The sequence below is a fragment of the Anaerosolibacter carboniphilus genome (genome assembly GCF_014205875.1).
In the GTDB taxonomy this organism is placed as follows: Bacteria; Bacillota; Clostridia; order Peptostreptococcales; family Thermotaleaceae; genus Anaerosolibacter; species Anaerosolibacter carboniphilus.
In genome coordinates, this window is the sequence record NZ_JACHEN010000020.1 from 33,087 (window position 1) to 53,258 (window position 20,172).

At 36.9% G+C, this 20,172-nt stretch carries 22 protein-coding genes and 1 tRNA gene; 5 read left to right on the forward strand and 18 right to left on the reverse strand.

Annotated features, from left to right (window positions below; translation table 11 throughout):
- Positions 1-3: 3 nt before the first annotated feature.
- From HNQ80_RS15600 to HNQ80_RS15640, 9 genes are all read right to left on the reverse strand, one after another.
- Positions 4-723, reverse strand: coding sequence for a PRC-barrel domain-containing protein (locus HNQ80_RS15600; RefSeq protein WP_184311607.1), 720 nt, complete (start codon positions 721-723; stop codon positions 4-6).
- Between the two features lie 20 nt (positions 724-743).
- Positions 744-1,487 carry a hypothetical protein gene (locus tag HNQ80_RS15605; RefSeq protein WP_207727040.1) on the reverse strand — a complete coding sequence of 248 codons (744 nt, stop codon included), beginning with the start codon at positions 1,485-1,487 and terminating at the stop codon, positions 744-746.
- A gap of 171 nt (positions 1,488-1,658) precedes the next feature.
- On the reverse strand, positions 1,659-2,144 hold the full coding sequence (locus HNQ80_RS15610) for a flavin reductase family protein (protein WP_184311609.1): 486 nt from the start codon (positions 2,142-2,144) through the stop codon (positions 1,659-1,661).
- On the reverse strand, positions 2,137-2,502 hold the full coding sequence (locus tag HNQ80_RS15615; RefSeq protein WP_184311610.1) for a hypothetical protein: 366 nt from the start codon (positions 2,500-2,502) through the stop codon (positions 2,137-2,139). The genes HNQ80_RS15610 and HNQ80_RS15615 overlap by 8 nt, the downstream gene beginning before the upstream one ends.
- A gap of 618 nt (positions 2,503-3,120) precedes the next feature.
- Complete coding sequence (locus HNQ80_RS15620) at positions 3,121-3,261, reverse strand: hypothetical protein (protein ID WP_184311611.1); 141 nt, start codon at positions 3,259-3,261, stop codon at positions 3,121-3,123.
- Between the two features lie 102 nt (positions 3,262-3,363).
- Positions 3,364-3,693: a LiaI-LiaF-like domain-containing protein gene (locus HNQ80_RS15625; protein ID WP_184311612.1), complete on the reverse strand. Its 330-nt coding sequence runs from the start codon at positions 3,691-3,693 to the stop codon at positions 3,364-3,366.
- A gap of 1 nt (position 3,694) precedes the next feature.
- Complete coding sequence (locus HNQ80_RS15630) at positions 3,695-4,117, reverse strand: PspC domain-containing protein (protein WP_184311613.1); 423 nt, start codon at positions 4,115-4,117, stop codon at positions 3,695-3,697.
- Positions 4,118-4,334: 217 nt separating this feature from the next.
- On the reverse strand, positions 4,335-5,708 hold the full coding sequence (locus HNQ80_RS15635) for a VanW family protein (RefSeq protein WP_184311614.1): 1,374 nt from the start codon (positions 5,706-5,708) through the stop codon (positions 4,335-4,337).
- Between the two features lie 245 nt (positions 5,709-5,953).
- Positions 5,954-6,763 (reverse strand): ZIP family metal transporter, encoded by an 810-nt coding sequence (locus HNQ80_RS15640; RefSeq protein WP_184311615.1) that lies wholly within the window; start codon positions 6,761-6,763, stop codon positions 5,954-5,956.
- Positions 6,764-6,982: 219 nt separating this feature from the next.
- On the opposite strand from HNQ80_RS15640, the gene HNQ80_RS15645 reads away from it, so the two are divergent.
- The 3 genes from HNQ80_RS15645 to HNQ80_RS15655 all read left to right on the forward strand — a co-directional run bounded on the left by HNQ80_RS15645 (position 6,983) and on the right by HNQ80_RS15655 (position 10,924).
- Positions 6,983-7,987, forward strand: a complete 1,005-nt coding sequence (locus HNQ80_RS15645) for an ABC transporter substrate-binding protein (RefSeq protein WP_330602896.1) — start codon at positions 6,983-6,985, stop codon at positions 7,985-7,987.
- Between the two features lie 277 nt (positions 7,988-8,264).
- Complete coding sequence (locus HNQ80_RS15650; protein ID WP_184311617.1) at positions 8,265-9,494, forward strand: MerR family transcriptional regulator; 1,230 nt, start codon at positions 8,265-8,267, stop codon at positions 9,492-9,494.
- 152 nt (positions 9,495-9,646) lie between these two features.
- A complete protein-coding gene (locus HNQ80_RS15655) occupies positions 9,647-10,924 on the forward strand; it encodes an MFS transporter (protein ID WP_207727041.1) in 1,278 nt (425 codons plus the stop codon).
- Between the two features lie 207 nt (positions 10,925-11,131).
- Here HNQ80_RS15655 and HNQ80_RS15660 read toward each other — a convergent pair whose 3' ends face one another.
- Together HNQ80_RS15660 and pepT are read right to left on the reverse strand one after the other, a co-directional pair.
- The gene (locus HNQ80_RS15660) at positions 11,132-11,308 is read right to left on the reverse strand and encodes a hypothetical protein (RefSeq protein ID WP_184311619.1); all 177 of its coding nucleotides are present in this window, start codon (positions 11,306-11,308) and stop codon (positions 11,132-11,134) included.
- A 95-nt stretch (positions 11,309-11,403) separates the two neighbouring features.
- A complete protein-coding gene (gene pepT / locus HNQ80_RS15665) occupies positions 11,404-12,627 on the reverse strand; it encodes a peptidase T (protein WP_184311620.1) in 1,224 nt (407 codons plus the stop codon).
- Between the two features lie 195 nt (positions 12,628-12,822).
- Here pepT and HNQ80_RS15670 point away from each other — a divergent pair, with 195 nt between their 5' ends.
- Entirely contained in the window at positions 12,823-12,966 is a 144-nt protein-coding gene (locus HNQ80_RS15670; RefSeq protein WP_184311621.1) for a polynucleotide phosphorylase, read from the forward strand.
- A gap of 94 nt (positions 12,967-13,060) precedes the next feature.
- Here the strand turns inward: HNQ80_RS15670 and HNQ80_RS15675 are convergent, their stop codons facing one another.
- From HNQ80_RS15675 to HNQ80_RS15705, 7 genes are all read right to left on the reverse strand, one after another.
- Positions 13,061-14,221: an ABC transporter permease gene (locus HNQ80_RS15675; RefSeq protein ID WP_184311622.1), complete on the reverse strand. Its 1,161-nt coding sequence runs from the start codon at positions 14,219-14,221 to the stop codon at positions 13,061-13,063.
- Positions 14,208-15,383, reverse strand: coding sequence for an ABC transporter permease (locus tag HNQ80_RS15680; RefSeq protein ID WP_184311623.1), 1,176 nt, complete (start codon positions 15,381-15,383; stop codon positions 14,208-14,210). Before HNQ80_RS15680 ends, HNQ80_RS15675 begins: the two co-directional genes overlap by 14 nt.
- A gap of 12 nt (positions 15,384-15,395) precedes the next feature.
- Positions 15,396-16,451, reverse strand: coding sequence for an HlyD family secretion protein (locus tag HNQ80_RS15685; RefSeq protein ID WP_184311624.1), 1,056 nt, complete (start codon positions 16,449-16,451; stop codon positions 15,396-15,398).
- A gap of 36 nt (positions 16,452-16,487) precedes the next feature.
- Positions 16,488-17,912, reverse strand: coding sequence for a TolC family protein (locus HNQ80_RS15690; RefSeq protein ID WP_184311625.1), 1,425 nt, complete (start codon positions 17,910-17,912; stop codon positions 16,488-16,490).
- On the reverse strand, positions 17,899-18,411 hold the full coding sequence (locus tag HNQ80_RS15695; protein ID WP_184311626.1) for a MarR family winged helix-turn-helix transcriptional regulator: 513 nt from the start codon (positions 18,409-18,411) through the stop codon (positions 17,899-17,901). The genes HNQ80_RS15690 and HNQ80_RS15695 overlap by 14 nt, the downstream gene beginning before the upstream one ends.
- A gap of 155 nt (positions 18,412-18,566) precedes the next feature.
- Complete coding sequence (locus HNQ80_RS15700) at positions 18,567-19,205, reverse strand: MBL fold metallo-hydrolase (RefSeq protein WP_184311627.1); 639 nt, start codon at positions 19,203-19,205, stop codon at positions 18,567-18,569.
- 60 nt (positions 19,206-19,265) lie between these two features.
- Positions 19,266-19,339 (reverse strand) — tRNA-Gly (locus tag HNQ80_RS15705).
- Between the two features lie 159 nt (positions 19,340-19,498).
- On the opposite strand from HNQ80_RS15705, the gene HNQ80_RS15710 reads away from it, so the two are divergent.
- Positions 19,499-19,981 carry a hypothetical protein gene (locus HNQ80_RS15710; protein ID WP_243183313.1) on the forward strand — a complete coding sequence of 161 codons (483 nt, stop codon included), beginning with the start codon at positions 19,499-19,501 and terminating at the stop codon, positions 19,979-19,981.
- Positions 19,982-20,172: the final 191 nt, after the last annotated feature.

Genomic DNA, 20,172 nt, shown 5'->3' on the forward strand with positions numbered 1-20,172 from the left:
TCATTATTTTACACTTAAAGTAAGCTCCATGAATTTTCCTGCCTCTTCAGCAGTCTTTATCACTTCTTCTGTAACGATCTGCCCTTCATAAGCAATGAGAACTTCTCCATCAAGAATTGTCTTTACTAATTCTCTGCCTAGTAAATACTCTTTCTGCTTTCTCGCAATGGCTTCAGCGGTGTCTTCAGCTCCTGGCTCGTCTATAGTTTCCAATACCTTTCTATCATTTAAAACTTCTTCAATGGAAGCCATCAATTTGTCATGGACATCGTGCTCTACGATGGTAACTTCCTTTCCAAAGGTGATAATAGATTCCGATGAAACAAATTTCGCGTCACCATCTTTGCCAATTTCACAACCCAGTATTTTTCCGCTTTCATCATCAATGAAAATTTCTGTGATCAATCCTAGGTTCTTGCCTTTTTTAGTAAAAATCTTAGAATTTACCACGGAAACATTCTTGTTTAAAAGTTCAACCACTTTTGATTCCTTTTGGGCATCTACTACCAAATCAGAAGTCTCAATCATCAATGCCTCATCACCGATTCCCATGATTTTACTCATAGGAACCACTTTAACATTAAACATGGATTGATCATCTACTAGAAAATATTCTAATCTGCCATCCTTTGGCTCAATCACTATATCTTTGATCTTTCCAATCTCTTTACCTTCAAATACACTGATGATGGGCAAATGGATAATTTCCTTCAAGCTTTTCACTTCGTTTTCCCCCTTATATCCTAGCTTTTCAAAATGTGCGCAATTTCTTCCATTCGCTGGCTCTGTAAGGCATCTCTATGCTGCTGTACAAAGCAGTACAAAACATTCTCTGCCTGCCTCGATTGGCCTATTTCTTTATAAATTGCCGCTATATTTATACAACTAGTAAATTCTTCATCTAATGTGGTGGCTCCCTTCAGAGATGTCATAAATCCTTCCAATGCCTTTATGTAATTTCCTTCTTCTCTATATACAAGGGCTTGTTGGTATGGATCCACAACCTCCAAGGGCTTTGTTTTTTCTACGTCAGAAATACTGTTATCTTTTTCCAGACGGATCTCTTCCATATAAAGGGAATCGAAGTATTCTCCAAGTAACCCCAAATCTTCATCCTGCCCTTGAGCAATTTCTAAAACTTCTTCTAGAGACTCTGGTAGCTCTATGGCGGATACATATTGAGCCTCAGCTAGATGCTCCATCGGAGAAGCCAACATCATATGCTCATGAAGCAAGGATGGTTTCGAAGCCAAATAGTTCATTCCTTCAGGAACCAATGCAGCATATCTGTTGTTCAGCATGAATACAGCGGTAATGATTACTACAGTATATAGAATTGCAACATTTTTGAAATTATAATAGATTGCGAGAAAGGGAAACGTGAATCCCGTAGTAGTACCAAGCAATGTACTATTCATAAACAATCTTTTGCTAATTCCCATTCTGTAAAAAATTTTATCATAAGAAAAATAGAGTAATACATTCACCACAGCAATAAACAAAACTATCCCATTTACAACCCTCCTTTTTGACATATTTCTCACATGATCATTTCACATTTCTACATAATGCGGCGAATTCCTTTTCCCTCCTGTCAATTCATGGCAAATGAGTCTGCATGCCCATAAAAAAACAAGCCATAGGTCCTATGACTTGTTTTAATAGCAGATGGTTCCCATCTTATTCGTCATGATCAAGGGTCTTTTTGACTCATCATAATTGGCGGCCAACACTTCAGCAACAAAGAGGGTATGATCCCCTGCAACAACGGCATCCTTTACACGACATTCTAGGTTAGCGATTGCTCCTTTAATATGAAATCCCTTCACAAATTGGGTTTCTTGCGTTTCAATACCAACATCATCGAACTTATCGATATGATATGCTGTTTTAGTACCGCAGGACAATGCTAAAGCTTCTTGCTCTTCCGAGAGCAATGCAAGTACAAATTCTCCTGCTTCTTCAATCAACGGATGTATGTACCTTTCCGGAGCAATACTAACCACAATCAATGGCGGATCATTAGAGACCTTTGATATCCAAGCAACTGTGGTTACATCTTTTTTATCATCCGTTTTGGCAACAACCAATCCCACAGGATTTACTATTTTCCGCAGCCCTTTTTTTATTTGCTCATCATTCATCCTTTGAACCTCCTCTTAACAGACGAAGAGAATATCTTCGATCCAAGTAATCTACCAATTGCTTCACCATCTCCACATAATTGCTGTTTAATACATCCCACTCTCTTTTGTAGTTCGCATAGATGTATCGCTTTACACTGGACGGTGACAGGTATCGATTTTCCTTCTGCTCTGCAAACTCTTTATAAACACATAATCTGGATATCCTGCCATTGCCTGTTTGCAAATTCACTGGATTGATTCCGTGCTCTATCTCATTCTTATGTACCAGTGCATACCAATAAAAGTCACCTACACTGCCCTTTATGTAACCAAACTTATATTTTCCTTCATCAATTTTAATATTATAATTATTCACCTGATGCTCTACCTCCTGCTTTAGACGATGTTTCTCTAGTTTGCTATAGTTATATTCATTATTCTTGCCATTTAGGCATATTTTTTACCATAGCGATTAAATTTTATCCATCGTCATCAGTGAGGAGTGTACAATATGGTGAAACGCTACCCTATCTGTCGCAGTTTATTCCTTTATCTTCTAGGCATTCTTTGTGTTTATTATAGTCATATCCTCCTTTCATTAGATTACTTAGCTTGGTTTGCTGCCATAACAGAAAAAAAGAATAGACTTTTCATCTACCTCTTAGCAAATCACGCCTTTGGCGGTGTAGCAATGGCAGTTACAGGTTTTGTTCTTTTGTTCTATTTAGCTTATACTGCTGCATCTAAGCTCCTCTATCACCGACATATAATCCCAAGGCTGCGTATGCTGATCCTATTCTGGATTTTTCTATTGTTCGCTTCTCTGATTTATCATTCTATATTTCTTTATCAGATTTCTATTTCCCTGCTTTTCTTCTCCATTAGCATCTTTTTCTTTTTTCTGATTGCTCGCTATCTTATATTTCCTTAAGAAAATCAAATAAAAAAGCACCTATAAAAAAATCCACTGCTATTTTACAGTGGATTAAAAATATTATGCTATGGATTTTAAGAATTCTTTTTTTCTGCATGTCATCTCTACATATTGAGTCTCAGTGATCGACCCGTTCTTTAGCAAATCATCACAAAGACTAATAAATCTCTCAATGACATCCATTAGTTGTTTTTCTTCCATATTTTTCCCCCTCACTGTATTTCTTCACGTTTTTTAACATTAGTAGATTATACGCCAGTGAAAGAGAAAATATACCTTATTTATGGATAAACTTTGTTTTTTTTACATCTTTCGCATTATACAAGACACTTTGGTTCCTGGCTCATTGGCAATCCTAACATTTTGACCATTTTGATTTTCCAATTGCCCAATCCTTTGCCCTTGGAAGAATCCATAACCAATCAATACAAGGAAAAATAATATCCATGTCACCATTGGTAAAAAAGTATTCTTTTTGAAAATCAAGTTTAAGCCGACTACCACAAAAACTAAAGGCCACAAATCATTAATTCCATCCCACAAAGACCAAGTGATAAAACCTAGGTTTTCCATCATCCAGAATATGCCCAGTAGGATAAGAATAACCCCTGCACCGATATTCTTGTTTTTCATCTTATTTCTCTCCCTTTCCCTTATAGATAATATAGATACCCCCGCCAATTAACAACAGTGGCCATAATCTTCCTATATCTATCCAATGGAAAAACTGCTTTGAAAAAAAGACAACACCTAGAACAATCAGTAAGACACCTGCCAGGGTTCTATTCTTTTGACTTATCTCCTGTTGTGAATGGTTTTCTCCATCAAACATAGATGTCTGCTCCTCGGCATGGTCCGCAATTCCAAAATGGTAGGGATTCTCTGGAATAATAATAATACTGACTAGATAAGCGATAAATCCGATACCTCCTGGCACTGTAATAAGAACCCACAGCAATCGAATGAGGGTTGGATCTAAATCTAAATATTCGGCAATACCGCCGCATACTCCACTGATCACACGATTTTTTTTTGATCGATATAATTGTTTTGTCATTTTGCCTCTCCTTTCTTCCATTTGAAAATCCTAATAAATTCCCCGCATAAATATCTTTCATAATGTACTACGATAAAAAATCACAAAGGTATGCTGTCAGTAGTTTTTTAGAAACGAATGATATCGATTTTCAAATATAGGTAATTTCATTGGCTAACTACACTTTCAGATTAAATAAAATACACCAGCGATCAATCAACTGGTGTATTCCAATGATTTAGTCATTCATTTGCTTTTCTTTGGTGCCTACTTTAATTATTTTGGAAGTAGCCATATAATTATCTGTACTCATCGTCTTCACGCCTGCTAGGCTACCATCTATATATACCTCTTTGATGAGCTTTGACTTATAGCCTACATGCCCTGGATCTGTCACTTTTCTTTCACCGATAACCATTGTCTCATCCTCAATTTCTTTTATAGGCGCTGGTATTGAAGCAATCGTTTGAGATATTAGCTTTACTTCTTTGTTATCCGCTGTACTAAACAATTCAAAAATGATCTGGTTTCCTCTTATTTCACCGTGAATAAAAATGTTATGCGGTGTATTGTTTACAAATCTAAAATCCTTAGATCCCCAAGATACTGCGGCATCACGACTTAAAGGTACATAGGGAACTGTAAGACTATGAGGATGTCTCTCCTGAATTTCTAAATCAAATAGTAATGCCGCATTATACAAGGTCGTTGATACTTGACAGATTCCCCCGCCTAATCCAGTTTTCACTTGTCCATTGACATAGATCCCAGCCTCTTGATACCCATTTTCGATAGTCCTTTTACCGACGATCTGATTGAAAGAGAATTCTTGTCCCGGTACCAATACAGTTCCATCAATTGTCTTTACCGCTTTTTTCAAATTGTTTGTTCTTGTTCGATTATTTGGGTCAAAGGTAGTGCTGAAAACAGACACCCGTTCTTTCACCCCACCCTGTTCCAACTGGCTCTTTGAAATTTCTGGTGGAATTTCTTTTAATGGTATCTCAGCATGAATTTCTTTTTCAATCAAAGAGGGATCTATCATCTCAAAAAGCTCTTCTTTATCCAAACTGTAGCCAGACGCTCCTCCTATGATGATAATCTTTCCATTCTCGTACTTGTACTGAGCATTTTGGGGTTGTCCCAATTCTATTTGATCAAAATAGTCTAGTGCTTCAATAAACTTGGCTTCATCCTTTGTATACGCAACCCTATATGCTTTACCTTGTTTCTTGATTTCATTATATGCTTTAATCTTTTCAATCAGCGTTAATTCATTTTCAACAATATACCTAATTTCATCAAGTATTTCTAATTTGTTTGTTCCGTAACCCAACATGCTTAATTCGTATTCCTTTTGATAGATTTTATCTGCATCGCTAAACACAACAATAATTTTTTTATCCATCATCTCTCTTTCAATCTCATTTAAAATCTCTTGAACTTCCTGAATGTCTTTTTTCCCTATAGAGAGATCATTAAGCATCACATTCTGGGGAAGTATTTTGTATATCTTTCCAACACTATTAATGCCAAAAGCAACAACGGGTGTTGCAAATATAATTACAATGATTGCAGTAATAAAAATTTTAAATTTAAAGACCTTTCGCATACATTTCACCTCCAAATATAATTTTATCTGTAGCTGGATCTCACTAAATAATAAGTTTATATCACTAGTATTAAAGGGGTAGCTTCTAACTACTTAAGTATTAGACATATTTTTTTATAAAAAGTTTCATACTAAATCCTTCCTTTTATTTGAATATAAACTAGGAATATCCATATCATCTTGAACAAAAAGATCCTTAGTAAATCTTAAGGATCTTTTTGTCTCTTATTATCACATTTTTAAAACTATCCTAATGCCACGTCCAATGTCATCATCACTGCAAACCCTAACATGGCGCCCATGGTTGCAATATCTGTGTTCTTCTCCATCTGGGACTCAGGTATTAATTCCTCTACAACGACAAAAATCATCGCGCCTGCTGCAAAGGATAGGGCATAGGGCAAAATCGGCTTCATCATCATGACGGCGGCGGCTCCGATGACGCCCGCTATAGGCTCTACTATTCCAGACATCTGTCCATACCAAAAACTCTTCCACCTTGAAAAACCCTCCCTTCGCAGAGGAACAGATACAGAAGTTCCCTCAGGAAAGTTTTGAAGTCCAATTCCTACTGCCAATGCAACAGCACCTGCCAAGGATGCAGAAGGAAGCCCAGCTTTCAATGCACCAAATGCTACACCTACAGCCAATCCCTCTGGTATATTGTGTAGCGTTATAGCCAAAACCAATAAAACACTTCTATGCCAGCTGGTTTGAATTCCTTCACTTTCCTCCCTTGGAAATCCGGGATGAAGATGGGGTAAAAATTTATCGATCATGCGAAGAAACATGCCTCCCATCAAGAAACCAATCAATGGTGGAACCCATGGAGTAATCCCTGCTGCTTCTGACATTTCAATAGATGGCGCCAACAAAGACCAAAAGCTTGCTGCAATCATAACGCCTGCTGCAAACCCTAACATCACATCCAGGACCTTTCGTTTTACAGTTTTAAACACAAAAACAACTGCCGCCCCTAGAGCTGTAACAAACCATGTAAAGCAAGTCGCTAAAAAAGCTTGATATATGGGGTCAAGCTGAATAAACCATGCCATAATCAAAGTACCTCCTCCCTAAAAGTTAGCCATAGCTAATAAATCATTCGCTCAATCTCATCATATGCCATGCCAAAAATATGGTTACATGAGATTTATATAAGAACTATGATTTCTCACTAAGGGATCCTCTTTGGGTCGAGTAACCATTATTCTTTTCCTGAATATAATGAAACTATATATCTAAATCTTAATCATTAGTTAATGGAGGGATTTTTTGTGAAAAACTTTAAAGCGATTGCTTTACTGTTAATCTTCGTAATGCTTCTTTCTGTTGCATTAACAGGCTGCGGTGAGAAGGCGTTGACGAAGGTTAGGTTATCGGAAGTAACTCACTCTGTATTCTATGCGCCTCAATATGTAGCCATCTCCGAAGGATTCTTTAAAGAAGAAGGACTTGAGGTTGAATTGATCAATGGGCAAGGCGCAGACAAGGTAATGACGGCTCTACTATCTGATCAGGTAGAAATCGGTTTTATGGGTCCTGAAGCTTCCGTCTATGTGTATAACCAAGGCAAAGAGGACTATGCAGTTAACTTCGCTCAACTCACCCAAAGAGACGGTTCCTTCCTAGTGGCAAGAGAATCCATGCCTAGCTTTAGCTTTGAAGCATTAAGAGGCAAAAACGTTATTGGTGGAAGAAAAGGCGGTATGCCTGAAATGACCTTTGAATATGTATTGAGACAGCATGGCATCGAGCCAGGAAAAGATGTAAATGTAAGAACAGATATACAATTTGCAGTGATGGCAGGCGCCTTTACTGGCGGTGAGGGAGATTTTGTCACATTGTTCGAACCCGTAGCTTCCTCCCTTGAAAAAGAGGGAAAGGGCTATATCGTCGCATCCATAGGTGCAGAAGCTGGATATATCCCCTATACATGTTATTCAGCTAAGAAAAGTTATATCGAGAAAAATCCAGAAGTCCTTCAAAAATTTACAAACGCTATTTATAAAGGCATGAAATGGGTAGAGACCCATAGTGCTGCAGAAATTGCACAATCCATTGCACCACAATTCCCTGATTCAGATATGGAAATTCTAGTAAAGGTTGCTGAAAGATATAAGAACCAGGATACTTGGAAACCTGACCTTGTATTGACCGAAGATGGATTAAACCATATGATGGATATTATTCAAGCAGCAGGCGAACTGGATAAGAGGGCGCCTTATGATAAGATTGTAACAACCAAATTTGCTGAAGAAGCAATGAAAACTATTAAATAATCTTAAAATATTACCACATAAATATGGCTTACTTCTTCGGAAGTAAGCCATATTTATTGACGGATATATACAATTCATCTTTTTGAACAAAACGAGTGAAATGATTACTGCCTTATTCTTTTTTCTCTTATTTCACCAGCAATATAAATTCTAGCACAGCACCTCCTTACACAAGTAATAGCGATTGGAAGCATTAAAAGTTCATTTTCTATCTTAATTTTTTCCTAAGTAATATGATATGCTATGTATAGAGTTTAATGAGGTGAGGTTATTATAGATGAAAATTGGTGAGTTTGCAAAAAAACACAATGTATCTGTCGATAGGATTCGTCATTATATGGATTTAGAACTCCTTCTGCCGCAAAAGCTTGGAGGTCATTATTCTTTTACGAAGGAAGATAGCACAAATCTTGTGGAGATATTGGAATTAAAAAAGATGAATTTCTCCCTAACAGAAATACAGCAGCTATTTGCATATAAGCGTCTTACAGCGATGAAAACCAATGAGGATCAACTGCATTTTAAAAGATTTTTGGAAACCAAGAAAAATGCATTGCTTCTTCAGCAGATAGATTTGGAAAAAACTATACAGTATCTGCAAGAAAAAATAGAAGATATCCAGTTTGAAGATGCTTTACCCCATGGAATCCTTGGCATTCCCCTTTCCTTTATTCCTTCTATCTATTGTCCTTTATGCAATAAATCATTGCTGCTTATTGGCGGTCGCATTGAGAACAACATGCTCATTGAGGGGAGCTTTCAATGTGACTGTGGTTATTCTGCCAAAGTGGCCAAGGGCATCTTGATATCCTTGGATCATGAAGATATCGGTAAGATAACTCCCATTGATCAATCTTATACCACTTTGGATTATGTAATGAATACCTCTACAAAATTTATAAACTTTATGTATAGAGCAATTAATACGGTAAAAGAAGCTCTAAAAAATGAAAACTTAGCGAATTCTGTTATATTAGAGCTTGGGACTGGATCTGGTATCTTTCTTCGGCAAATATTGGAGCAGCTACCAGTAAACACCTTCTATATCATCACAGATCATGATTTGAAAAGAATACAAGGTGTAAAAAACTATCTACAGCGGGAATCCATTCATAAGAATTTTGTGTTTTTATGCACGGATTTTGAAAAACTTCCCCTGGCCAGTGCTTCTATTGACTATGCCATCGATTATTGGGGTTCCGTCACCTATAATCCCAAAGCCACTAAGTTTCTGCCCGATGTTTTAGCTCCAAAGATAAAGCAAAATGGAAAATATCTAGGTATATTTGTTTGCTTTAACAAACTATCTCAACGATTGAAGCAGCTTCCTGAAGAAAATCGTTGTTTCTATCGATCAGTCTATCTACAGAGCTTATTTGAAAAGTCTCACTATAAAACTTTAGAGTACAAAGAATTGGGATCTATTGATGAGGCTGGGATCTATGAGCCTCTCATTGATGGGGGTTCCGTATCTGAACTCTATTGGTGTGGAGAGAAACGACGTTAAGAACATGGGGTCAACCCCATGTTTTTATTATATCATTGCCTAATTTCCGTTTTTCTTGTATTGACCTTGGGAGAACCCCATCCTTTAAAATAAAAGAAACAACACCTTATGGTGAAAAAACATAAAGGATGGTAATTGCCATGATGTCCACATTGAAAAATAAAAATTTTTCATTAATATTATCAGGTAAACTAGTCTCTCTTCTTGGAAATGCCATTTATCACATTAGCCTCATCTGGTACGTCCTCTCATTGCCAGGAGAACAGAATGGAAAAATGCTCACTTGGATTATGGTATTGGGCCTCGCTCCTGCCGTAGCATTTGGAGGATTTATAGGAGGATTTGTTGATCGATATGACAAAAAGAAACTCATTGTGCGCTCTGATATCCTATCGGGTATTACGGTGTTACTCTTGGCTTTCTTAATGGATCAACAGCTTTTAAAACCAATACATTTGCTCATAGCCACCTGTATTCTGTCCATCTCAACTTCGACCCTATCTATTGCAGTGAGGAGCATCATTCCTGAAATATTGACGGAGGGCGAGCTACAGGCAGCCAATGCCTCCAATCAATTTATTGAGCGTCTCACCAGTTTATTGGGTCTTTTATTTGGTGGTATCCTTATATCCTTTTTAAGCGTAAACACTATATTTCTTCTCAATGGAATATCCTTCTTGATCTCAGCTATTTGTGAAATGTTCATCCAATATGCATCAAAGGCCAACCTTGAGTACCATACTAGGACTCACTCAGCTTTTAGGGACGATTTTCAACAAACCTTTCGCTTCTTATTTCAAAACAAAGATATCCTTACTTTAATGTTTGTCTTTACCTTTGTAAATCTATTATGGGATCCTCTCTTTATGATTGTGGTTCCCTACGTACTGAAAACAAATTTTGCCATCACACCCATAGAATTTGGTGCCGTAGAAGCAGCATTAGGTCTAGGCTTCTGCCTAGCTGCCATCTATTTTTCAAAACGCCCCGGTTTTCTTCAACATCATGCTGTATTATTTTATTCCATTATGGGCGTGAATACCCTTATCTCTCTTTTTGCTATCCCCATCATGTTTTATACGTTTTTTTCTAGTATAAAATATATATCTATTTACTTTGTTGTTATGCTCATGATAGCAGGTTTTTTTTCAGCTTCCCTAAATATAGCCGTTGCTACCCATTTGCAGAAAATAATCCCCCAAAATCTTCGTGGTAAGTTTTACGGAGTATCTACCAGTATCGGTCAAGGGCTTATCCCTCTATCCAGTGTGGTCATGGGAAGCTTTATCGGTAAGGTTCATTCCTATATATTCTTTGTCATCTCCTGTGCCTTGGTTTACATGGTACTCTTATTTGTTCCTGCTGTATCGCGATTGACAAAACATTTATATGAAATAAAGCAGCATCAAGAGCCTTCCCGGTTATCCTGAGCAATAGCGAAGAATCTTACGAATTTAATATCTTTTATACAAGATTCTTCGCTTCGCTCAGAATAAAACTTGCATATATCTGTTGTTTGAAAAAACAATATCGCACTTTAACAGAGGGTTTCTAAAGATGGTCCATGGACCTGTTTTGAAGCCCACACCAAAACAGGTCCATACTATTATAAAAAGGGTGAGATCAACTCACCCTTTTTAACTCCATTTTGGTGTTCTAAAGTCACTGTCCTTTATCCGTTTTCCTTCTTCCTCGGAAACAATGTATGCAGATACACCCTGTTGATCATATTCTTTTACCTTCTTGATCGCTTCTTCCCGTGTCATTGGCTGGGAGATCGAAGCATCTGTTCGAATAACATATTTTTTGTTCACAGATTATCCTCCTTCTAACATTAGGAATCTAAAAGAAATTCATTGTACTTTCTCTAGTATTCCTCAATTATAGGAAGAAAGATTCATCTTTTGTTCTAGGCTTTCGTACAAAGCTCAGCAATTTTTACGATAACTTCTACGGCCTTTTCCATAGCATAAGTAGGAATATACTCATACCTGCCATGATAATTATGACCACCTGTAAAGATATTAGGTGTAGGCAATCCCATATAGGATAACCGAGCGCCATCGGTACCCCCGCGAATAGGTACAATGATTGGCTTTATACCCACCTCTTCCATTGCCTTATGAGCAATCTCTACCACATGTTTTGCTTCATCGATTTTTTCTTTCATGTTGTAGTATTGATCCTTCATCTCTAATACCACCGTACCAGAACCATATTTTTCATTCAATGTATCTACAATGTTTTTCAACACCGTTTTTCTTTCCTCAAACCTGTTTTTATCAAATTCACGGATGATATAGTTCATCTTTGTATTTTCAACATTTCCTTCAATGCTATTCAAATGATAAAATCCCTCGTAGCCTTCTGTATATCCAGGTGTTTCATTTGCTGGCAGCATACTAGCCAGTTCCATCCCAATGAGGGTTGCATTCTTCATCTTATTTTTAGCAGAACCAGGGTGTACGTTTCTTCCGTGAATGATGATTTTAGCACCCGCCGCATTAAAATTTTCATACTCCAATTCACCTATTGGCCCACCATCTACTGTATAGGCGAAAGCTGCGCCAAATTTTTTCACATCAAACCGATCTGCGCCTCTTCCAATCTCTTCATCAGGTGTAAACCCAACCTTGATCGTACCATGTTGGATCTCTGGATGCTCCATGAGATATTCCATGGCAGTAATAATTTCTGCAATGCCCGCTTTATTGTCGGCACCTAACAGTGTGGTACCATCGGTAGTAATAAGAGTTTTGCCAATATAATCATGTAGATCTGGAAAGTCCTTTGGAGAAAGAATGATATTTCCATCCCTATTTAAGACGATATCTCCACCTTCATATTGCACAAGCTGAGGCTTCACATCAGTTCCCGTCATATCTGGGCTTGTATCCATATGAGCAATAAATCCGATCACTGGCACATCCTTATCCATATTGGATGGCAATGTAGCCATGATATACCCATTTTCATCCAGATATACCTCCTTCAACCCAATTTCCTCCAGTTCTTTGGCCAGGTCCTTCGCCAATATCATTTGACTGGCAGAGCTTGGGCATGTATCAGATGCTTCATCGGATTTTGTATCATATTTCACATATCTCAAAAATCTCTCAACCACTTTTTCCATATTTATGACTCCCTTCCTTATATTCCCTATCTATTGTAACACTTTTATCGTAATTTTAGAAGATTTTACATCTCTATTGTGCGCAAAATGCCCAATGATAACCTCATTTTCAAATAAATTATGAATAGGATCCCCATACATTGAATCTCTTTATTCAGGTAATAATAGATTTAGAAAATAAGAAGGAGGCGTCCTATGCAACAACAATATTTAGACTCATTAAAAGCATTAAACTTTGCTGACTTATCAGAAGAACAGGAAAGACATTTAAGGGACTTAGAGAAGAAATTTAACAGTGAATTTGGTAAAGAAGTATATTTCATGGTAATGGAAAAATAAATAAAGATCCTTCATATCATTATTCACTTATAGATAAGCCCGTACTGTAATTTAATACAGCACGGGCTTATCTGCATTTAGAAATAAAACTTATCTAAGAACTTATTCCTGATGGTTCTATATTGGCGTTCAGCGCACTATGCTTTCTCTTTAAAATCCATATGGCTATTGGCAGCCAGAACACCGTATATATTCCCATTTGTATCAAAGGCTCCTTAATGGCATTTACAGATAACCCTTTCAATAGGACCTCATCAAATGGTCTTGCAAAATAAATTAACGGCCACAAGCTTTTGATAACATTTACAAGTATCTTCGGCATTTGATCTATGGGCCATACATAACCACAGCTTACAAAGGTAGGCAAAGATAGCATGAAAGCAATTTGACCTAGTTTTACCTTGCTATCTGCAAAAGTTGCCAAGATAATAGCTGGACCACTCATTGCCAAGATAAACAGCGCGCACATCAAAAGTGAAAATCCTACGCTTCCTCTAATCGTTACTTTGAAAACAAATGCTGCAATGGCCACTGCAGCAGAAGTTGATAATAATGCAATGCTGCCGCAAGCTATAATTTTGCTCAAAATACCCAATATCGTATGTTTTTGAGCCAAATGTTCTTTGTCCTGTAATACCGATATCCCTAATCCAGAAAGAATAATTTGCTGTAAAAATACCGCTACAAAACCTAGCAATAGGTAATTCATATAGGTCATTCTTGGATCATATAAGGTCCGATCATTGAACTGAAAGGCTAAAGCCATATTCTCCGCCACTTGGGGCATCATTCCCTTTGCAGAAATGATTTTCATTTGTGTGCCTGCCGCTATGGTTTGGATAATCCCTGCCGCTGCAGCATAAGCATTATTTCCGATGATCATGTTTGTTCCATCGACGATGATCAATATCTCTTTCGAATTACCTGAGCTGACATCCTTATAGAAGTCTATAGGTATATACAATCCCATATGAACTTTTCTCTGCTCAATCAGGCGCTTCAATTCTTCCCTTGTACCTGCATAATCTTGAATATAAAACCGCTCATTCTCATCAAATTGTTGAATGATCATTCTGCTCATACTGGAATTATCTTCATCTAATACAGCTATGGGGATATCTTCCACATAGCTGTTGCTATAGACACCTCCAAAGATAAGGGTTAGAAGTATGGGAGCACCCACCAAAAGGATAATGATATCCCGATTCTTTAATGTCGACTTTATTTCATCTTTCAGCGTTTTAAGAAAGTACAATAGCTTCCATCTCCTTTCCTAATTCTTCAGTCTCAGTTTTTCGAAAGAAAATCATCCCTAATAAACCAACAAAAGAAACAAAAGCAATATAGATTATCAGCCACTGTATATCCTTCATCATGTGGCTTAAAGAACTTCCTTTTAAAAACATATCCCTTAGATTATCTGCATAGCGGTAAAAGGGAAATAATCTACCCAAGATTTGATATGGTTTTGGCATTGCTATTAATGGCCATGTATATCCCACCATAATGGTGTTTGGAATAAATAGCACAGCATTGATCTGGGTAGCTAACATCTCATGCTTCACCCACACAGAAATCGTAAGAGAAAACACAGCCACCGCCATTGACAATACAAAGCTTAGAAGAATAGCTTCACGCATCTGGCCTCTAAATGGAATATCAAATATATTGGATTGTATCCAAATACTCATGATAAGTGAAATCCCGCCCATAATACTATAAAACAATGCTTTTCCCAAATAATAGCCGATTCTATTTCTTTTCCCTCCCTCAATTTCTTCCGTTCGGATGGCGACAGCTCCCATGAGTACAATAGCCGTTTGGACAATAGCCGTACTGAAGCCCGGATTTAAAAAGTTCTTAAAGCTCTTCGCAGGATTATATAACATACGATTACTAAATTTAATAGACAAAGCCATTTTCTCTGCCACATCTGCTGGCAGACTTAGCTTTCCTTCAATGAGCTTTATCAGAATGCCTGTTTTTAGTGTCAATAAAATCTCCGATGCCTTACTTTTTGCTGTACTGGCAATCGACATATGACTCCCATCGTAAATCATCATGATTGTAGGAGACTTTAATTCAGCTACATCCTTTGAAAAATTTTTGGGGATAATCATTCCTACTCGTATATGACTTTCATCGAATAACTGCTTCATCTGTTCACTATTATCTATGTAGTAGTTTACATGAAAGATTTCATTTTCTGCAAACTGTTGAGCAATCATTCTACTTAGGGATGAGTTATCCTGATCGTAAATCGCCATAGAAATGTTCTGGATTTGATTCTTGGAAAACTCGAAACCTATTAAAATATTCACCAGAAAAGGAATAAACAGAATGACAATAAAGATCATCTTTTCTCGAATCATTTTGTCCCATTCTCTTTTCATCGTTTTCAACATAGTGCTTGACATCAAGACCACCACCTAGTTTTTGAACTGTACAAAGGCTGTCATACCTGGTCTTAGAACTTTATCTTTATTATCTAACTCAATCTTTACTCCATAAGAAAGGATGTCGAACTCTCCATTGTCGTTTGTAGATCTCTTTGTAGCAAAATCAGGCTTTTGATTCATTCTTACCACTTTTCCCTCAAAACCTTTTTCAGGAAAACTAGATAGTTTCACATCTACCTTTTGATCTACCGTTATTTTTTCTAAATCTGTTTCTTTTATCTTTACCTCTACCCAAGTATTATTCAAATCTGTTACGGTTGCTATGGACATGCCAGAAGACACCAGTTCCCCTTCATCCGCATTAATGATTGTAATAGTCCCTGAAATAGGTGACACAATTACTGTGTCCTTGAGATAGGCTTGCACTTCTTGTAGCCCCGCCTGGGCCTGTTCCAACTTCCCTTTTGCTGCTTCTCTCATTGATAACGCTTGGGCTACAAGGGCCTGCGCCCCGCTTTTATCTTCAGTTCTTGCTCCCTCTTGTGCAAGACTTAATTGCTGCTTTGCAACCTCTAACTGTGTGGCTACCTCATCTTTTTTCTGGGCAGAAACTGCGCCTTTTTCGAAGAGTTTTTCTACACGATCATAGGTTTTTTGCATTAAATCACAGTACGCCTGGGCTTGTGCAATTTCCTGGACCCTAGCTCCGTTTTCTGCCTTCTGCAACTGTGCATTCGCAGCGTCTACCTGTCCTTGTGCTGCATTCAATGAAGCCTGTGCTGCTTCAATCAATGCTTTCGCCTGGGCTTCTTTGGCCTTCAATTCATCACTTGATATTTCAACCAAAATATCTCCAGCCTGTACTTCCTGGCCTTCTTCAACGTGGAGTTTCATAATTTTCCCTGGGATTTTGCTATTGATGCTTACTTCTTTTGCTTCAACAATTCCTTGGGAAACAATGCCTTGTGATTCATCAAAAGGACCTGTATGCGCCTGCCCATTTGCTGATGAACAGCCAGATATCAAAAATGGGATCATTAGCAAACCTAAAACACTTATCGTTATTCTTTTATTCTTCAATTTCATCACCCTCACCTCGTCAATTCATTATGCAAGATAAATTTAAAAAGTCTTCGCTCCAATATCATTAAAGTATTTCATTTTTGCTAGGTTATAGCTATAGGTAATCTCTACGATCTTTTCTTCAATCTGAGCTAGATTTTCTTCTGCTGCTAAAACCTCTACCATAGTTCCAGCAGCAGCCTCTAAATCAAGCTTTTTAAGCATGCTAGTATCTACGCCAAAACCTTCTTGATATTTATATTCAGCTATTTCTAGATTTTCCTTTGCATGCGCTATCATTTCATCAGACATTTTTAACATCTCTCCCACGCTTATCAAGGTTTCATAGGATTGACGAATAGAATTTTCTACCTCCAATTTTGTTTGTTGGAGATTTAGAGCACTTTTGTCACTAAGAAGCTCTGCCTCTTTATACTGATAATCTTTTTCTTCGTAGTTATTTCTAATAATATTTTTAACGTTCTCAATCTGTAGCGTTCTCTCTGCTAAAGCCTTTTTAATCTCTAATCTGTTTCTTAAACCAGCTTCGATACCTGCTTTAACATCAGGTTTCTCGACTTTCTCTGCCAATACATCTACTAATTTAACCGCTGTATCAAAGTCAATCTTCATCACTTTCTTCAATTCAGTCAGGGCGTTATTCAATTCACCCTGTGCCTTTGTATATTCAATCTGTGTCCCTTTATAATAAATGTTGGCTAATAGGAAATCATCCTTTGCTTTCATCCCTTCTTCATAGCCATCTTTTGCAAATTCATACTGTTTTTTCGCTCTTTCCATAGCCTTTGCTTTTACTTCTAGCATTTTTTCAGCTTTCAATACATCATAGTAGTTTTTTTGTATGAGCAAAGCAATTTGATTTCTATAAATATCATAAGAAGCTTGGGTAACATCATAGGAAATTTCACTCATCAAATCTAGCATTTTTTGTGTACCATAGGTTCCAATCTTATAGGAACTTTCCATTCCCAATTTTTCACCAATTCTATCGTTTACTTTTTGTAACGCTAGATCAAATTTCGTTTCACCGGATTCCAAGTCTCTCTTCCCTTCATCCACTTGCTGTCTCATTTCTGCAACATCTTGAGAAGTTAATCCAATGGCCGCAAGTTCTTCAGATGAAAGACGTTCCAGTTTTCTAACTTGGCTGTCATTTCGATCCAGCCTGCTTATTCCGTCATATACTTCATCTTGAGCCTTATCCAGATCTTTACCAACCTCCCTTGATCTTTGTTTTCCTACAGAACTTATTTCGATCTGGTTTTGAACGATCTTCAACTGTATGCTGTTTTCCAACCCAATTTTTACTGCATCCTCAATGGTTAATTCTATCACTTGATCTTTCATTTCTTCCTCAGCTTTTGCAGGTATCTTCACTTGTTCCTCGGCCTTTGCTGGTATCGTCAAACTTGTCATAAGTAAAGAAAAAATAAGTACTGTAATAATCGTTTTAAAATACTTCATTCTCTTGATCTCCTTCTTTATAATGATGAGCTATAACAATGCCATTCTGTATTTTTTTTAGTGTGAGAATAAGTTCATTTTTTTCTTCCATCTTTATGTCAACTAAAATTTCTTTTGTCCATCGCTTATAGTCTTCTATGACCATTTGCGTAAACACTCTTCCCTCTTCAGTAATGACAGCACTAATCTTTCTTCTATCGTCATCATCACGGATACGTTCAACAAATCCTTGTTTTTCCAATCGATCAATTAAACCTGTCATATTTCCTTTTGTAACCAGCATTAATTCACTAATTTCTGATAGGATCATCCCTTCCATTGGTCCATTATATAGAATGGCCAATACATTGAATTTTGTATTAGAAATTCCATATCTAGAAAAAAACTGGCTATGCAGCTCCTCTAGAATATCCGAAGTTTTCTTTAACTCTATAATTACTTTGTTTGTAATCTCATCAACCCAGCTATATCCCTCAAGTAAACCTTTCAATTTCGCCATGCCATCACCCCCAAATTATATTTCCAAATCATAGTATACACCTTCAAATTTTATATGTAAATAGTTTATATATAAACTATTTTATTCAAAATAGTTATCATCAATACAAAAGTCTTAGCTTCCTATACCCATAAAAAATAGTCCTTTGATTAGGACTATTTTAGCATGCTTAAAAACTCAATATTCTTTTTTCGCACATAGGCCATGGTTGCATGATCCGCATGTCCAGGATAGATCACAATGTCATCTGCCCATTTGGCTATTTTGTTTACAATAGATCTCTTCATTTCATCTTCTGAACCATCTTCCAAATCTGTTCTGCCCAAGTCATCATCAAAAATAGTATCTCCTGTAAAAATGATGTTCTCATTCTTAACCTTTAGACACATGCTGCCATGGGTATGACCTGGTGTATGAATAACCTCTAGAATCACTTCACCTGCTTGAATTTGATCGCCATCAGACACAAGCTTATCAGCAGTAATGGCTACAGGTTTTCTGTAACCACCGATGGAATGATTGATCTCTGGCGTTTTTAATCCTAGAGCATCCTTCTTATGTATATACACGGGACAATTATATTTTTTCTTAATATCATCCACTGCCCCAATATGATCGTAGTGATAATGAGTTAAAATGATGGCTTTCACTCTCAAAGCGTTTTTTTCAATATATTTAAATAATGTTTGGCTTTCGTCTCCCGGATCAATAACGAAAGTATCCAGCGTATGCTCATCATAGATGATATAACTATTGCTTTCCAACATACCTACTACAAATCTTTCAAACTTCATAGGCTACCACCTTTCTACACTTATCAAAATAAAGAAAAGCCCTATAAAAGAGCTATTGATTGGAGCGGGCAACGGGAATCGAACCCGCACAACCGGCTTGGGAAGCCGGGACTCTGCCATTAAGCTATGCCCGCATTTGTATTATTAGCCTCATTATAATTATTTTTCCCAATCTTGTCAATATTTAAAATTTCTTACAAGCCTTTCGTAATAATCTATTGTTCTTTTATAATTAGTGTATTATGATACAATTAGAATAGTGATTGTCATGGGGTGAAAGGGGAAGATGCAGCTTGAGTAAACAGTTTATAGATTTAGAAAAGGATATTCATGAACTTAAACTAAGACAGATGGGTGCTGTCGTTGAGGATATCAGAGGTATTATGCATTATGTACGCTTTGATATTGATGGTACAGCTGTAAAGTACGTCTATCATATTAATAAAAAGGGAACGTACTTTCTTCAAAGACGTTCTCCATATCCACTGAACGTGGGTACATTCGAATCAAAAGAGGATGTGATAAATATCATCCAGCATGATTTGGCACAAATGAAGAATGCAAAAAATAGTAAAAAATTTGATAAGTTCATCGAGATCAATAAGTCCTTAAGCAGCATCATGAGGAATTTTGAAGATCTATATTTATATTATAATGTTTCCCGTGTCCAGACAGAAAAAATCGAGGAAACTTTACAGCATCTTAAAGACTTAATTTTCGAGACTCGTGATAAGAGTGAAAGAGTATATTTCGAAAAGGACCCAGATACCCTATAATGGGTTCCTTTTTATTGTCTTAGAAATCATGGAAGATATTCTTTCGGATTTAATAAATTAAATTGTTATTTTTTCGAATATTGATGAAAATAATAGTATGGCTTGCTGTTGTATATCTATTCTTCGATAATCATTTTAAAAGCCATTAATTATATGAATATTCTTCAATATACCATTTTTATATTTTGTAG

Coding starts and splice junctions, on each gene's coding strand:
- HNQ80_RS15650 (WP_184311617.1), top strand. CDS start 8,265: ATGAAAATTGGTGAGTTTGCAAAAAAACACAATGTATCTGTCGATAGG.
- HNQ80_RS15620 (WP_184311611.1), bottom strand. CDS start 3,261: ATGGAAGAAAAACAACTAATGGATGTCATTGAGAGATTTATTAGTCTT.
- HNQ80_RS15640 (WP_184311615.1), bottom strand. CDS start 6,763: ATGGCATGGTTTATTCAGCTTGACCCCATATATCAAGCTTTTTTAGCG.
- HNQ80_RS15610 (WP_184311609.1), bottom strand. CDS start 2,144: ATGAATGATGAGCAAATAAAAAAAGGGCTGCGGAAAATAGTAAATCCT.
- HNQ80_RS15700 (WP_184311627.1), bottom strand. CDS start 19,205: ATGAAGTTTGAAAGATTTGTAGTAGGTATGTTGGAAAGCAATAGTTAT.
- HNQ80_RS15670 (WP_184311621.1), top strand. CDS start 12,823: ATGCAACAACAATATTTAGACTCATTAAAAGCATTAAACTTTGCTGAC.
- HNQ80_RS15695 (WP_184311626.1), bottom strand. CDS start 18,411: ATGGCGAAATTGAAAGGTTTACTTGAGGGATATAGCTGGGTTGATGAG.
- HNQ80_RS15690 (WP_184311625.1), bottom strand. CDS start 17,912: ATGAAGTATTTTAAAACGATTATTACAGTACTTATTTTTTCTTTACTT.
- HNQ80_RS15635 (WP_184311614.1), bottom strand. CDS start 5,708: ATGCGAAAGGTCTTTAAATTTAAAATTTTTATTACTGCAATCATTGTA.
- HNQ80_RS15680 (WP_184311623.1), bottom strand. CDS start 15,383: ATGTCAAGCACTATGTTGAAAACGATGAAAAGAGAATGGGACAAAATG.
- pepT (WP_184311620.1), bottom strand. CDS start 12,627: ATGGAAAAAGTGGTTGAGAGATTTTTGAGATATGTGAAATATGATACA.
- HNQ80_RS15685 (WP_184311624.1), bottom strand. CDS start 16,451: ATGAAATTGAAGAATAAAAGAATAACGATAAGTGTTTTAGGTTTGCTA.
- HNQ80_RS15630 (WP_184311613.1), bottom strand. CDS start 4,117: ATGACAAAACAATTATATCGATCAAAAAAAAATCGTGTGATCAGTGGA.
- HNQ80_RS15625 (WP_184311612.1), bottom strand. CDS start 3,693: ATGAAAAACAAGAATATCGGTGCAGGGGTTATTCTTATCCTACTGGGC.